Source organism: Pedobacter sp. A2324 (genome assembly GCF_059693705.1).
On sequence record NZ_JCASSK010000004.1, the window covers coordinates 309,560 to 324,617 of the forward strand.

A 15,058-nucleotide genomic window follows, 5' to 3' on the forward strand; every position below is an offset into this window, starting at 1 on the left:
GGGTACTCAACCTTCCGCCTTCCACCTTCTGCCATTTACCTTTCCTCTAATATTTGGGTTTGTTGTTATTTCTTCCGCGGTTATTATTATTGTTGTTGCTATTATTCTGGCGGTTTTTACCATTGTTGTTGTTATTATTATTCCGCCCGCGGTTATTGTTGTTGGTATTTTGACGTGGATTTTGAGCTCTGAACTCAACTTTGGCCAGGTTAACGCCTTCATCAAGCCTCAACATCCCGCCAGATAAATAACTTAAATCTTTTATGATTGTTTCATCCGATACATTGTCTTTGTTCCAGGTAACATAAGCCATTTTCATAAAATTGGCAATTCCCTGCACCATTACTTTCCTGCGTTCCATATCCTGTTCGGCCATGGCTTTTTCAATTAGTCCTTCAACAGTTTTACCATAATGTTTATAGGTAATCCTTCGCTGAGGATAGGGCAGAGGCTCCGGTCTTTTAAAAGCATTTTCGGGCAGGGGTTTAGGATAAGGGCTTTCCACATCAATCTGATAGCCTGAGATGATGTGCAAATGGTCCCAAAGCTTATGTTTAAAATCGGCAACATCTCTTAAATGTGGTTGTAAAAACCCCATTAAATCAATTACTGCCTGTGCATATTTATTTCGTTCTTCAATGGTGGGCAATTCGCAGATATACTTCACCATGTTTTGAACGTTGCGGCCGTATTCTGATAAAATCAGATGGCTTCGCGTAGTATTATAGTCGAAATTCATGTTCAAAATAAATTAATGGATAATATTCCGGCGATACGAATTATGAAATAACCAAAGGAGATGAGGTTATGAATTCACCGAAATGTCTAATTGCCGGACTTTCGTTTTATATAATCAAAGGTAAGAAAAAATATCTTTAGCCAAAGATTAATATTGATTGATAATGTGGCCTGTTCTGCATTGATTATATCTCATCACTGTTTTTCGGATAGTCAAAGAAAACAAGTGTCCCTGTTCCCTTGCTTACGATTTTCCAGGATTCGAAAGGGAACCGGATGGAAACAACCCCTGCCGTTGGAATATTATAGATGTCTGCATCACTCAGCTCGTTGGCAAAGTCTGTAAAACCCGGATTATGGCCAAACATAATCACGGTATCTGCCGAATCGTCGAGACCGTTTACCACCTTTAAAAGGGTAGCGGTATTGGCTTCGTAAATGGAATCTTCGTATTGTATATCTTCAAACTGATATGCTTCAGCAAAGAATTTTGCTGTGGATTTTGCACGTTTGGCAGGACTACTCACCATGAGGTCAAATTTAATTCCACGGTTTAGTAACCTTTCTGCCATTTCGGGCGCATTTTCTTTTCCGCGCTTATTTAGAGGCCTGTCGAAATCTTTTAAATCTAAGTTCCCCCAGTCCGACTTACCGTGCCGAACCAACAATAAATGCTTAGCCATTTAGTTTTTGCTTAATTTTGTTTACTATTGTTTCAGGATCAATTAAATCCATACTACTGTGAACACCACACATGCATGGTTTGTTTCCATAAATAGAATTTGGCCTTGCAGGATGTTCTACTTGTATGCAATCGCTTTCTGCTTGTCCGTAGCCCAGGAAACCTGCATAGGGGTGGGTGGGTCCCCAGATTGAAACCACGGGGATGCCAACTAGTGAAGCCATGTGCATTCCTGATGAATCCATGCTCACCATGAGGTCGAGGTTTGAAATGATGGCAAGTTCTTCACTTAGATTGAACGTTCCAATTAAATTGTAGGTATTAGAATAGGTTGAAGCCCATTCTTCAGCAACGCTTTTTTCAAACTTTCCACCACCAAAAATAAAGAGATCATAGCCCAATGCGCTAAGAGAAGCAATCACTTTTTCCATGCTATCCAGGGGATAGACTTTATAAATGTGCTGTGCGAAGGGGGCTATGCCTATCTTTTTTGTTTTGTTGTTTTCAAAGAATGCTTGTGCTTTTACCGAAAGCTGCTGCGGATCTATTTTAAGCTGATAATTGAGGCTGACATCAAATTTCAGTTCGCGGAATACATCGGCATAACGTTCTACCGTGTGTTTTAATGGCCTGAATATCTTGTTTTTGGTGCGGGTCAATGCTTTTTTTTCTGCCCTGCCTTTATTAATCCTTTTAATTCTGATACCAGTTAAACGAAAAAAAGTAGAAATGGCCCTGCTTCTTAAATTATCATGTAAATCAGCAACTGCCGTGGGTTTGTACTTTCTAAGTTCCTGGTACAGTTTAAATAATCCGTCAATTCCCTTATGTAGGGTTTTAGGCTGAATGGCATGGAATGTAAGGTTCTCGATGCCATCAAAAAAAGGCTTAAACCCCTCACGGCTAACCATTACTATTTCTACAGATGGGTTTTGTGCTGTGAAAGTTTTTAAAACAGAAGCTACCATAGCGACATCGCCCATGGCCGAAAAACGTAAAACGATAATTTTCTGGGGTGTTGCCATATTCACTTATATACCGATCAAATTAGCTTTTTTTATACAAAACCGGATTTAAACTCGGATCGTTGTACATCTTCATTTGTTTGTAAACCTTCATGTACTTTTTTCCAGCTTCAATATCTTTTAGCAATTCGTCGATACTGGTCGATAAATCATCGCGCTGCGATAATAATATGTTGAGTTTGTTTTGGCATTGTGCCCGATGTTCAGCAGAGGCGCTTTCTCGTTCCGCTTCTTCCTGCATGTGGTATATTTTTAGAGCGAGTATGGAAAGCCTGTCGATTGCCCACGCAGGGCTTTCGGTGTTGATTGTTGCATCTGGCAAAGCCTCAATTCCCTGATAAAGATGTAAGAAATAGCCATCAATAAATTCAACCATATCTGTGCGTACCTGGTTTTGAGCATCAATGCGCCGTTTCCAGCTTAAACCTTCTACCGGGTCGATGGTGGGATTGCGTACTACATCTTCCATATGCCATTGCGCTGTATCTATCCAGTTTTTAATATAGAACAGATGCTCCAGACTTTCCGCATCGTAGGGGTTTTCTACCGGATGGTCGATATCATCAAACCGGTGGTAATCTGAAATAACTTGATTGAATATATGGTTGGCAATTTCACTTATCATGGGGCAAAGTTATATTTTTTATAACAGATTGAACTGATGTTATACTGCAGATTCACAAATTTCTCTATAGCGCGTAATTATGATTACAATGTTCCATTATTCTGCACATCTGCTGTTAAACTTTCTTTTGTTTAAAATACTTCGTAATCTCCTCCAGCGAAAAAGCGTTCAGACATTTATCGGCGCTTAAACCTCCTTTTCGTGCCACTAAAGTTCCGTAATGCATATCTTGGAATCCTTCGGTACGGTGGGCATCTGGATTGATCGACAGTAATACGCCTTTCTCCAGAGCATAACGATGCCAACGCCAGTCAAGGTCCAGTCTTAACGGGTTGGCGTTAATTTCAATCACAACTTTGTTTGCCGCGCAGGCATCGATTATTTTTTTATAGTCTATCGGATAACCAGCCCTGCTGAGCAGCAGGCGGCCTGTTGGATGGCCTAATATTGTCGTATATGGATTTTCAATGGCTTTAAGTAAACGCGAGGTTGCCTTTTCTTCATCCATTCTTAGATTGCTGTGCACAGAGGCAACGACAAAATCAAAGGTTTTGAGTACCTCATCCGCGTAATCCAAAGAACCATCGCTCAGGATATCACTCTCGATGCCTTTAAATATTTTGAAAGGAGCAAGCTTTTCATTTAACTGATCAATTTCCTGTTGTTGGGCAAAAACGCCTTGTTCATTTAATCCTTTGGCATATACAGCAGTTTTTGAATGGTCGCAGATACCCAGGTACTGCAAGTTTAACTCATTTTTACAGTACAACGCCATTTGCTCCAGTGTATGCACCCCGTCACTCCAGGTTGAGTGATTGTGAAGCGTGCCTTTCAAATCTTTATAGGTAATTAAGTCTGGGAGTTTGTGTTCTTTCGCCAAAACTAATTCATCAAAATCTTCCCTTAGCTCGGGCTCAATATAACTCAAACCTGCTGCGGTATAAATCTCCAGTTCGCTTTGAAAAGGGCCATTTCCGGCTTGCGCCAGTACTTTTTCTACATGTTCCGAATTTCCCGTTTGTTTAAACCACGCTAAATGGAATCCGGCACTATCTGCAAGCGTAAGCTTGATTCTCAGCCCGGCTTCAGTAGTAGTAATAAAAGCATCTTCGGCGGCGATGAGCGATAACGGTGTAAATGAAGCGAAGCCTGCCTTTATTTCTGAAAGCTGGTCAGTCCCGATTACAAATTCCAGTTCGTCGATAATTTCGCAGGCACGGCGGTACTGGCCGGCAAAGCCAAGTGCATATTGGGCATCGTATGTTAATAACCATTCAGATAAGTCGGCAAATAATGAGTTGGCAAAGCGCTCAACCTGTGCATAAAGAAATCTGCCATTGGCTGCAAGTTTAAATTCTATCGCCTTTTTAATTTCCTCCTGGGTTTTTAAACCGAAACCTTTTGCTTCAATTAAACGGTTTTCGTTACAGGCATAATAGAGTTCTCCAATGCTTTCAATGGCAAGTGTACGCCATATAATAAGTATTTTTTTCGGGCCGATTCCTTTTATTCCCAGCATTTCGATAATGCCTTCCGGTGTTTGCTGAACAATATCTTTCAGTTCCTGAAGTTCGCCCGTTTGTAGCAGCTCTGTAATTTTTGCAGCAAGGCTTTTCCCGATTCCATCAATTTTATCGATCTCATCAATGGCTTTATCTTTCAATTGGAAAGGTAGTTTATCTACCTTGAAATAGGCATTTGCAATCGATTTTATTTTAAAAGGATTCTCTTCGTGCAACTCCATTAGCTGAGACAACAAGCGCAGCGTACGGGCGATGGTTTTATTTTCCATAAGCTGTAAAATTATAAAATAAAGCGCTAAAATATTCTTGAGTACTATTTTTTCAAACAGAATTTGCTAAAGTGTTGTTCTGCAATTATGAAATTGATAAAAACTTTCCTGCTGAGTGTATGCGCGATTTTTACTGCCTGTCAGTCTGGTAAAAATGCTGAGCATAAACAGGATTCGATTGCCAGCATTGAATCGGGTCCGGGCAAAATAGTCGATGAAAGGTTTTTAATAGTTCCGGGGCGCTCCGTGGGTGAGATTTCTTTAGGGGAGGATGTGGAAAGCGTAGGAAAGATTTTAGGTAAACCGGATGCGGGCGATGCTGCTATGGGTAAGGCCTGGGGCATCTGGTACAGCAACGATTCTACCGGTGGTATGAGAGACGAAATTGCTGTGTACTCTTCTTATAAAGATACCACCATGCGAATCAAAGATGTAAAGCAGGTGCGGATCACATCGGGAAAGTTTAAAACCCAGGATGGATTTACTACGGGGCAATCGGAGGCTGATACAAAGCTGAAGTTTCCGGGAATGGAAAAACTATCGGTTTATTTAAATCAGAATAATGACACAGTGACCGTTTATGATGCCAAACAGGATGGAATTGGTTTTGAGTTTTTGAAAGGAAAGAGTATTGCCTTAACCGTTCATCCAATGAATCAGTCTGTGAACGCATCCTATCTCACACTACACCCTGAATGGAAGAGTGTGGAATAGGGTTCAATTGGAAGATGTGAGATGGTGCGCCTGTATGGCATCATCTCACATCTTTCATCTCAAATTATTTAATTATGGCTTCAAATGGCATTCTTGCCTGAATCCCTGAGCTGGCCATCACTTTCTTCATTTGTTGATAGAGCATATAATTATCTCCTAGTTCCTGTTTGGTGTAGAAGGTTTTAATACGGTCTGTACCTTCATCCATTAATGATTTCAAAGGATCAACTACATCAGGATATTCAACTACTTTATATTCCTTAAGTTTTGCTTTTTTAGCGGCTGATTTAATTGCGTCATTAAAGCTTCCGATTCTGTCTGCCAGACCAATTTGAACAGCATCAGTGCCAATCCAAACGTGTCCGCCTCCAATGCTATCAATATAGGCTTTGGTTTTCTTTCTTCCGTTTGCTACCCTGGTGATGAATCCATCATAAACCCTGTTTAACTGGTTTTGAATGATGAACCTTTCGCCTGCTGTCATTGGGCGGTTGGTGGCCATAATATCTGCGTATTTACCAGTCTTCACACCGTCGAAAGTAATTCCAAGTTTATTGGTCATCAGGTTCTGGAAATTTGGAATAATGCCAAATACCCCAATGGAACCCGTAATGGTATTCGGTTGAACAAAAATACTGTCAGCTGCGCAGCCAATGTAATACCCGCCTGATGCGGCAACATCACCAAAGGATGCAATAACCGGTTTTTCTTTCCTGGTCAATACAATTTCTCTCCAGATCACGTCTGATGCCAGCGCACTACCACCTGGTGAATTCACGCGAAGCACAACGGCTTTGATATCTTCATCTAAACGCGCTTTTCTGATGGCTCTGGAAATGCGTTCAGAACCGATCTGGTTGTCGTTCCCTTCACCTCCGTTAATTTCGCCATTGGCATATATTACGGCCACTTTATCTTTCCCCGAACCTGTATCGGTATTGTTCTTTGCATAATCATTGATTGAAACCGAACGGATATTCTCACCCCTTGTTGTTCCGGATAATCCTTTCAGTTCTTCTATAATCTGGTCTTTATATTTCAATGCGTCGATCATTTTGAAATTTACTGCATCCTGAGGCTGTTGTACCCTATAATCATCAGCAATTTTATTTAAGCTATCTTTTTCTATGCTTCTGCTCTGTGCGATATCCGTTAAGAAGGTATTGTATAATCCACCCACATAAGCGGTTACCTGTTTACGGTTATAATCGCTCATTTTGTCTAAAATAAAGGGCTCTACAGCGCTTTTGTAATTTCCCACACGAATCACCTGCATTTCAACACCCACCTTTTCCAGCGTGCCTTTAAAGAATGTAAGTTCAGAACTAAAACCTTTAAATTCTAAAGCACCTTCCGGGTTTAAGTAAATTTTATCCGCAGCAGAAGCTAAATAATAAGCACCCTGAGTATATACTTCGCTATAAGCGATAATTTTTTTGTGCGATTTTTTGAAATCTATAAGTGCATTTCGCACTTCGCGCATGGTGGCAAAGCCTGCATTCGGACTGCTTACATTCAGGTAAATACATTTGATGTTATCATCTGTTTTTGCCCTTTTGATGGCTTTTAACAAATCATTCAAACCAATTCCTTCTTTCTCATCGCCACCAACAATTGGCAGGTTGCCAAAAGGGTTTTTGGGTGTACGTTCAGTCACGGCCTGGTCAAGGTTTAAAAACAGTACCGAGTTGTTTGAAACCGTTGTGGTTTTGTCGTTGTCGATCGAAGAAATTGCTCCAACAATGATTACGAAAATGATAATGAAAATAATTACCGTAGACAGGAAAAAACCCAGCATGGACGCAAATAGATACTTGAAGAAATCTTTCATTTAAATGTTAATTTTGTGCAGTAAAGATATAAAAATACATGATGCTTAATACGGATTTAGAGTCCACAATTGCTTATTTGTTACTGGGAGGAAATTTAGGTAATAGAGAAGGAAATCTGGACCAGGCGATAGATTTGATCGGAAAAGGTATCGGGGAAATTGAGGTGCTTTCTTCCCGTTACGAAACCGCTGCCTGGGGCAAAACCGATCAGCCCTCTTTTCTTAATCAGGCTGTGGCAGTTAAAACACGGCTCAGTGCCATTCAGGTTTTAGAGAAAGCTTTGGAAATAGAACAAGTTTTGGGACGGGTGAGAAAGGATAAGTGGGGCGAAAGGCTAATTGATATCGATCTGATTTTATTTGGAAACGAAGTTATTGATATTGCTGATAAACTCCAGGTTCCGCACCCTCATATGCAGAGCCGTAAGTTTGTGATGATGCCCCTTGCGGAAATTGCACCAGATATTGTACATCCGGTATTGGGCAAAACTATTTTGGAGATTAGCGAAAATATATCTGACCAGTTAGACGTTAACAAATTGTAATTGATTAGATTTGTAATATGCAGGATAACTATGATAATCATCCCTTAGATTTATCATATCTCACAGAAATGGTTGGTCACAATCCAGCTTTTATGATTGAAGTTTTCGACACATTTATGGAGCAAACTCCCATTTATTTGGCGGAGCTTGAACAAGCCTTGCTGGTTGGTAACTGGATTAAGTTGAGTAATGGCGCCCATAAAATTAAGCCCACATTTAGCTATATCGGAAGAAATGATGTAAAGGATTTTGTAAGTGCCATTGAAGACAATGCACGACACCAGCTTGCCATAGAACAGATTCCCGCAGATGTTGAGCGGCTCAAAAAACTGCTGAACGGGATTTACATCCAGCTTGAGGTGGCGAAAACCGAGATGCAGTCGAAAATGCTTTAAAATTGTTTTACAGAGATCTTTTGTCGTGAGTTTCCTTTACTATTCAGCAGGTATTTTGCTTCCTCTGAAATGTAAAAATGAAAAGCAAATGTAGATTACCAGAATAAAAGGCACAGCCACAAATTTTAGCACAGCAATTAAAATGGCCGATAGGATTAAAAAGATAAATTTAATTTTATTTTTCTCCCAGCTCAGGTTTGAAAATTTTAAGGAGAAAATCCTGATCTCACTGATCAGCAAAAAGCTTGTTATGGCCGTGATGGCGAGGAGTAATAACGAAGAACTGACAATCTGTGGATAATCATCTGCAATGAACGACAATGAGCTGATAAATAAAGTATTCATAGGCGTATTCAAACCGATGAAGTCTTCCGATTGTCTGGAATCGTTATTAAACTTGGCTAATCTTAAAGCTGAAAAAATGGTAATTACAAATCCTAGATAGGGTAGGAATGTTGATGAATAATCACTTGACTTCATTAGCTGGAACATCAGTACCCCTGGCAAAAAACCGAAACTTACCATATCGGCAAGGGAGTCGAGATCTTTTCCTATTGCCGATTTTACGTTCAGCAGGCGGGCTACCATTCCGTCGAAAAAATCAAAAATCCCCGAAAGGATTACAAAGTAGGCTGCGGCTTGTAGTTCACCTTTAAATGCAAGAACGATTCCGATGCAACCAGAAAACAGGTTTGCACAGGTAATTGCGTTAGGAAGATGCTTTTTCATAAAAACGGAAGATCGAATATGGAAGATGGGGACAGAAGAAAAACTTTCTATTCCCATCTTCCATTCTACATAATATTAACTGTTCATCGAAATTAAGAATTCTTCGTTGCTCTTTGTACCTTTTATTTGAGCTTGTACGAATTCCATGGCTTCCTGACTGTTCATATCCGCAAGGTGATTGCGTAAGATCCAAACACGTTGTAAAATATCTCTATCCAATAATAAGTCGTCACGGCGTGTGCTCGAAGCAGTAATGTCAATAGCAGGGAAGATACGTTTGTTCGATAATTTACGGTCTAATTGTAACTCCATGTTACCTGTACCTTTAAATTCTTCGAAAATTACCTCATCCATTTTAGAACCGGTGTCGGTTAATGCTGTCGCCAATATGGTTAACGAGCCACCATTTTCAATGTTACGTGCCGCTCCGAAGAAACGTTTCGGTTTATGTAATGCATTCGCATCCACACCACCAGATAATATCTTACCTGATGCAGGAGCAGTAGTATTGTAAGCCCTTGCTAAACGGGTAATTGAATCCAGCAGGATAACCACATCATGTCCGCTTTCCACTAAACGCTTAGATTTCTCCAGCACAATGTTGGCAATTTTAACGTGACGTTCTGCCGGCTCATCGAAAGTAGAGGCAATTACCTCTGCTCTTACACTACGGGCCATATCAGTAACCTCTTCCGGACGCTCGTCGATTAACAGGATAATCAGATAAACCTCAGGATGGTTTTTAGCGATTGCATTGGCAACTTCTTTAAGCAGGTTGGTTTTACCCGTTTTAGGTTGTGCCACAATCAAACCACGTTGTCCTTTACCAATTGGTGTAAACAAATCCATGATACGGGTAGAGTAGTTACTGTTGTCCGTAAACAGGTTTAATTTTTCAGTTGGGAAAAGTGGTGTCAGGTAATCAAAAGGAACACGGTCGCGAACTTCTGCAGGGATTCTGCCATTGATTGTTTCAACACGAACCAGTGGGAAATATTTTTCACCTTCTTTCGGAGGACGGATACTTCCTTTTACAGTATCGCCTGTTTTTAAACCAAAAAGTTTAATCTGAGATTGAGATACGTAAATATCATCCGGGGAGGTCAGGTAGTTATAATCTGCCGAGCGAAGGAAACCATATCCATCGGGCATGATCTCTAAAACACCCTCGTTGGTGATTACATTGTCAAAATCAAGGTTAGAGTAGCTGTTTTCAGTTTTATGATGATTGCCACCTCCGGGTTGTTTTTGCTGGCGGTTATCCTCACGGGGCGCTTTATCCTGTTTTTCTTTTTGCTCAGGTTTTTGTTTCGGAGCGGGAGGCAAAACTTCTGCCGATTCCTCGATCAGTGCTGAAATTGGTTTGCTGCTTACTTCTTCCTGTTCAACAACCCGTTCCGGCTGGCGGTGTGGCTCGTCGAACAATGTAATCGAGTCGCCTTTTCTTTCCACTGGGGCAGGCGAATCGCTTTTAGTAAGTCTGGCTCGTTTTTTTACAGGCTTTTCGTCTGTAGCAGCGGCTGCAACTTTCTGGGTTTTGTCGGCCTTAACAGATTTTGTTTTTGCTATTGGTGCTGCTTCCGTTTCAGTTGGCGTAGCATCCGAATAGGGATCGGCACCTGCTCCGGCACCGGCAGCACTTATAATTTCCTGCTGGTGCAAAAGTACTTCAACAAGGTCTATTTTTCTTAGGGAGTCGGCACCCTCGATGCCATAGTTTTTTGCTAGCTCGCGTAACTCTGGAGTAAGCTTATCATTTAATTCTGTTTTGCTAAACATTCTAAATATATATGTTTCAAGAAATTTTTCATTTGCTATGGCGGATATTTCCTGCCATAAATGCATAGACCTAAAATATTTGTGTTGGTGTAGGCTCTGCGGTTTCGTTGTCTATAAAATCTTTAGGTTTATAAAACTAGCTGAGTTTGTTAATTCGTGTACTCAAAATGGTTTCATAATTGTTTACGTGCTGAATGAAAACGATAAAATCGTTTTAAAAAATGGTAACAAAAAACAAGTCTTGATAAAATTTTTCTGGGATATTCAGATAAACGGTTGAGAAATTATGTTGCAATTGTATGTATTTGAAACGTAATCCGCAAGAAAAAGTTTAAATTGTTTATAAAAATAATTCGAGTGAGGATAATTTACTCGTTCAAAAAACTTTAAAAACCTCATATTTGCAGCAAATAAGCCGTTATATGACCAAACAACAACTTTTCGAGCAGATTCAAAAAAAACGTTCTTTTTTATGTGTTGGACTAGATTCATCGCTTGATAAAATCCCTCAGCACCTGTTGAAGTACGAAAATCCGATTTTGGAATTCAATAAACAAATTATTGATGCAACAAAAGATTTGTGTGTGGCGTATAAACCGAACACTGCATTTTATGAGTGTTACGGGAAAAAGGGTTGGGAAACATTGATTGAAACCTGGAAATATATTCCACAGGATACCTTTTCTATTGCCGATGCCAAGCGTGGAGATATTGGAAACACTTCGGCCATGTATGCTGAAACTTTTTTCAACGAAAAATCATCTGAAATGAGCTTCGATTCAGTAACCGTTGCGCCGTACATGGGCAGCGATTCGGTCACTCCATTTTTAACTTTTAATGATAAATGGGTAATTCTTTTAGCGCTTACTTCCAACACCGGCCACGCTGACTTCCAGTTACAGGAAATAGAAGGTGACAAACTTTTTGAAAAGGTGTTAAAAACATCACAACAGTGGGCTACCAATGAGCAAATGATGTACGTGGTAGGCGCCACCCGCGGGGCGGCTTTCGCTGATGTGCGTAAACTTGCCCCTGATCATTTTTTGCTTGTACCTGGCGTAGGTGCACAGGGAGGCGACTTGCAGGAGGTTTGTAAATACGGACTTAATGCCCAATGCGGATTATTGATCAACTCCTCCCGAGGAATTATTTATGCGGGTAAAGGTGAAGACTTTGCCGAAAAGGCAAGAGAAGAGGCATTGAAGCTGCAGAAAGAAATGGAAACGATATTGTCAGCGGCAGGACTTTTATAAATTTTATGCAAATCTGATCTTAAAGGGCGGGCTCTTTAGGATGAGATACCTTGTCAGCTAAGCTGGTTTTAATCCTCCCGAATATGAAACCCAAAATAGACCTAAAACTTATACTTGCCTTAACCGGTGTTGCGCTGATTTGGGGAACAACTTACCTGGGCATTCGGGTGGCCGTCGAAAGCATTCCAGCATGGTATGTTACCGCCATACGCCAAACCATTGCTTCAATAATCATTCTGATTATTTTGATTAAGCAAAAAGAATTAAAATGGATCGGGTGGCCTGCCTTTAAAAGACAGGTTTTACTGTCGCTGCTAATGGTTGTTGTTGCCAACGGCATGACCACGGTAGCAGAGAAAACCATTCCAAGCGGTTTAACATCGCTAATCAATGCCACCTCACCCTTGATGGTATTTTTAGGATGTGTATTCCTTGGAATTCAAAAATCAAGTTTAAAAGGGTTTATCGGCGTATTCATTGGCTTTCTTGGGATAGTTTTTATATTCAGGGACGGTATCAACGATCTGTTAGAGCCTAATTACCGCAATGGTATTTTATCTTTGGTTGTGGCAGTTTCAGGGTGGACCATTGGTACCATTTATTCAAAAAAACACAGCGGAAAGCCTCAATACATATTTTTAAATCTGTTCTATCAGTTTGTATTTTCTGCAATTGTGCAGTTTGGACTTGCGTTAATCTTTTCCGGAAATGCCGATGTGGCATCCTGGAAAACATCAAGCATTTTTGCTGCAGTTTACCTCGCCATTTTTGGTTCAGTTCTGGGCTATTTCTGTTATCATTATGCATTGAAAAAGGTATCGGCATCAGAGGTGTCAATTCTGACTTACTTCAATACGGTTATTGCTATATTTTTGGGTTGGCTCATCCTCGATGAACACGTTGATATGGATTTAATTGTAGCAACGGTTTTGATTATTGCAGGTGTTTTTATCACCAATTATAAAAAGAAATCTCAAATCGCATAAATCAGATATATCGTTGATTGCCCTTTCTTCAACCACTATTCCAAGCTGGTAATAGATTTTTTTTTAAAACTAATGGGAATAATTTTTATCTTCAGTAATGGATTTTACGGAAGACTTTCTTCATTATGTATGGCAGTTCAGGTCGTTCAACAACCGGGATTTACAAACATGTGCCGGAGAGTCGCTGAACATCATTTACCAGGGTTTGTTGAATCGGAATGCAGGTCCTGATTTTGGCCATGCCAAGGTTCAGATTGGCAATACGCTTTGGGCCGGGAATGTTGAAATTCATATCAAATCGTCAGATTGGCTAAAGCACAACCATCAAAGCGATTTTGCCTATGAGAATGTCATTCTTCATGTGGTGTACGAGAATGACGTTGTGATCAAACGGATGGACGGGACAGTTTTGCCTGTTCTGGAATTAAAATACCTGATCGATGCTTCGCTTATTTCAAGATATGAAAGTCTTTTTCTAAACCTTACTGATTTTCCTTGCATTGCACAGATCAAAAATGTAGATCAACTGGTGATCAATTCGTTTTTGTCGCGTACCTTAATCGAGCGCTTTGAGAACAAAACAGCCGCTGTAATGGAAACTGTGGCGGCATTGAACGGAAACTGGGATGAAACATTTTACAGGTTTTTAGCCCGTAATTTTGGCTTCAAAGTAAACGCAGTTCCTTTCGAGCTTTTTGCAAAAGCACTGCCGCAACAAATTTTAGGTAAACATAAAAATAGCCCAATGCAGATTGAGGCACTGGTTTTTGGTACATCTGGATTTTTGGAGAATGATTATGAGGACGAATATCCTAAGCGTTTGAAATGTGAATTTCGTTTTTTGCAAAACAAATACGGTATAAAGCCTATTGAAGTTTCCATGTGGAAATTTTTAAGGATGCGTCCGCAGAATTTTCCCTCCCTTCGCCTCGCTCAGTTCGCAGCACTGATTATTAAAGCAAACCATCTTTTTTCGAAAGTGATGGAGATGGAGGACGTGACTGAACTGCGTGCCTTATTTGAGTTGTTGCCTGTAAATGAATATTGGCTTACGCACTATCATTTCAGGAAAGAAACAGCACGGGTAGGGATACAGATTGGTAAAGCCTCAGTCGACAATCTATTGTTGAATACAGTTGCGTTGTTTTTATTCGCTTATGGTAAGCACACCGGAACGGATCGCTATGTTGCCAGGGCAATAATACTCCTGGAAAGTCTCCCGGCCGAACACAATGCAATTACCGATAAATTTGCAGAAGCAGGTGTTAAAATTGAACACGCATTTGCTTCTCAGGGAATTTTGCAGCTTAAAAAATACTTTTGCGACAACAAGAAATGCATGTCTTGCGGGATTGGTATTAAAATATTGAAGCAAGCGTAAAACTTTCTAACCTCTAATCGGTTTGATGAATATGGAATTCCCACACGAACTTAAAGAACATTACCCTGATAAAATTATCGAAGTACGAGGAAATGCAGATGCATTGACTGTAATTCTGAACGCAGGTGTAGACATTGAGAAGTTCAAAAATGAACTGAAGAGGAAATACACAGGTTTAGAAGAGCAACAGATTTTGTTCATTAAACATGAGGACAGGCAAGATTTTGAAAAATTGATTTTAGAATAATTTCTTATCTCTTTGCACGTTTTACTCAAATAATATTGCTAAATTAGTTATTATAAATAACCAGTTATTTTGCTTCCGATAGTTTTGTTTTTTAGTGAAATTTAATAAGCTTAAAATGTTTCAGAGAATTATAACTTATTTTGAGCAACAGAGCTTTGGCGTATCTACGTATTTGGCTAATAAGTTAAATATGAGTACCGCAAAAGTTCGCCTCTTTTTTATCTATTCGTCATTTTTGGCAGTAGGTTTTCCTATATTATTTTATTTTCTCGCCGCAGTTGTGCTGGATATCAGGACTTATATGAAGCGGATGAGGTCGAGGATCTGGGAGTAACA

Annotated in this window: 16 protein-coding genes; 8 read left to right on the plus strand and 8 right to left on the minus strand. The window is 40.1% G+C overall.

Going from position 1 to position 15,058, the window contains the following annotated elements; genetic code table 11:
* Positions 1–46: 46 nt before the first annotated feature.
* The 5 genes from AC570I_RS13935 to AC570I_RS13955 form a co-directional block, all read right to left on the minus strand.
* Positions 47–739 (minus strand): DUF4290 domain-containing protein, encoded by a 693-nt coding sequence (locus AC570I_RS13935; protein WP_047799310.1) that lies wholly within the window; start codon positions 737–739, stop codon positions 47–49.
* A gap of 184 nt (positions 740–923) precedes the next feature.
* Positions 924–1,421 (minus strand): SixA phosphatase family protein, encoded by a 498-nt coding sequence (locus AC570I_RS13940; protein ID WP_497405901.1) that lies wholly within the window; start codon positions 1,419–1,421, stop codon positions 924–926.
* Positions 1,414–2,445: a glycosyltransferase family 9 protein gene (locus AC570I_RS13945; RefSeq protein WP_497405902.1), complete on the minus strand. Its 1,032-nt coding sequence runs from the start codon at positions 2,443–2,445 to the stop codon at positions 1,414–1,416. Before AC570I_RS13945 ends, AC570I_RS13940 begins: the two co-directional genes overlap by 8 nt.
* 22 nt (positions 2,446–2,467) lie before the next feature.
* Entirely contained in the window at positions 2,468–3,070 is a 603-nt protein-coding gene (locus AC570I_RS13950; RefSeq protein WP_497405903.1) for a DUF4254 domain-containing protein, read from the minus strand.
* A 115-nt stretch (positions 3,071–3,185) separates the two neighbouring features.
* Complete coding sequence (locus tag AC570I_RS13955; RefSeq protein WP_497405904.1) at positions 3,186–4,862, minus strand: helix-hairpin-helix domain-containing protein; 1,677 nt, start codon at positions 4,860–4,862, stop codon at positions 3,186–3,188.
* 87 nt (positions 4,863–4,949) lie between these two features.
* On the opposite strand from AC570I_RS13955, the gene AC570I_RS13960 reads away from it, so the two are divergent.
* A complete protein-coding gene (locus tag AC570I_RS13960; RefSeq protein ID WP_497405905.1) occupies positions 4,950–5,576 on the plus strand; it encodes a hypothetical protein in 627 nt (208 codons plus the stop codon).
* A 64-nt stretch (positions 5,577–5,640) separates the two neighbouring features.
* Here AC570I_RS13960 and sppA read toward each other — a convergent pair whose 3' ends face one another.
* Positions 5,641–7,407 (minus strand): signal peptide peptidase SppA, encoded by a 1,767-nt coding sequence (gene sppA / locus AC570I_RS13965; RefSeq protein ID WP_497405906.1) that lies wholly within the window; start codon positions 7,405–7,407, stop codon positions 5,641–5,643.
* Between the two features lie 38 nt (positions 7,408–7,445).
* Here sppA and folK point away from each other — a divergent pair, with 38 nt between their 5' ends.
* Entirely contained in the window at positions 7,446–7,952 is a 507-nt protein-coding gene (gene folK / locus AC570I_RS13970) for a 2-amino-4-hydroxy-6-hydroxymethyldihydropteridine diphosphokinase (protein ID WP_497405907.1), read from the plus strand.
* Between the two features lie 92 nt (positions 7,953–8,044).
* Complete coding sequence (locus tag AC570I_RS13975) at positions 8,045–8,347, plus strand: Hpt domain-containing protein (protein WP_497405908.1); 303 nt, start codon at positions 8,045–8,047, stop codon at positions 8,345–8,347.
* Between the two features lie 39 nt (positions 8,348–8,386).
* Here the strand turns inward: AC570I_RS13975 and pssA are convergent, their stop codons facing one another.
* Positions 8,387–9,076 carry a CDP-diacylglycerol--serine O-phosphatidyltransferase gene (pssA, locus tag AC570I_RS13980; RefSeq protein ID WP_497405909.1) on the minus strand — a complete coding sequence of 230 codons (690 nt, stop codon included), beginning with the start codon at positions 9,074–9,076 and terminating at the stop codon, positions 8,387–8,389.
* A gap of 75 nt (positions 9,077–9,151) precedes the next feature.
* Entirely contained in the window at positions 9,152–10,855 is a 1,704-nt protein-coding gene (gene rho / locus AC570I_RS13985; RefSeq protein ID WP_497405910.1) for a transcription termination factor Rho, read from the minus strand.
* Positions 10,856–11,277: 422 nt separating this feature from the next.
* Between rho and pyrF the strand changes: the two genes are divergently transcribed.
* The 5 genes from pyrF to AC570I_RS14010 all read left to right on the plus strand — a co-directional run bounded on the left by pyrF (position 11,278) and on the right by AC570I_RS14010 (position 15,056).
* Positions 11,278–12,108 (plus strand): orotidine-5'-phosphate decarboxylase, encoded by an 831-nt coding sequence (pyrF, locus tag AC570I_RS13990; RefSeq protein ID WP_047799298.1) that lies wholly within the window; start codon positions 11,278–11,280, stop codon positions 12,106–12,108.
* 83 nt (positions 12,109–12,191) lie between these two features.
* A complete protein-coding gene (locus tag AC570I_RS13995) occupies positions 12,192–13,094 on the plus strand; it encodes a DMT family transporter (RefSeq protein WP_497405911.1) in 903 nt (300 codons plus the stop codon).
* A 97-nt stretch (positions 13,095–13,191) separates the two neighbouring features.
* Entirely contained in the window at positions 13,192–14,475 is a 1,284-nt protein-coding gene (locus AC570I_RS14000) for a DUF2851 family protein (protein ID WP_497405912.1), read from the plus strand.
* A gap of 25 nt (positions 14,476–14,500) precedes the next feature.
* Complete coding sequence (locus AC570I_RS14005; protein WP_156166729.1) at positions 14,501–14,722, plus strand: hypothetical protein; 222 nt, start codon at positions 14,501–14,503, stop codon at positions 14,720–14,722.
* A 115-nt stretch (positions 14,723–14,837) separates the two neighbouring features.
* Entirely contained in the window at positions 14,838–15,056 is a 219-nt protein-coding gene (locus AC570I_RS14010; protein ID WP_047799560.1) for a PspC domain-containing protein, read from the plus strand.
* Positions 15,057–15,058 lie beyond the last annotated feature (2 nt).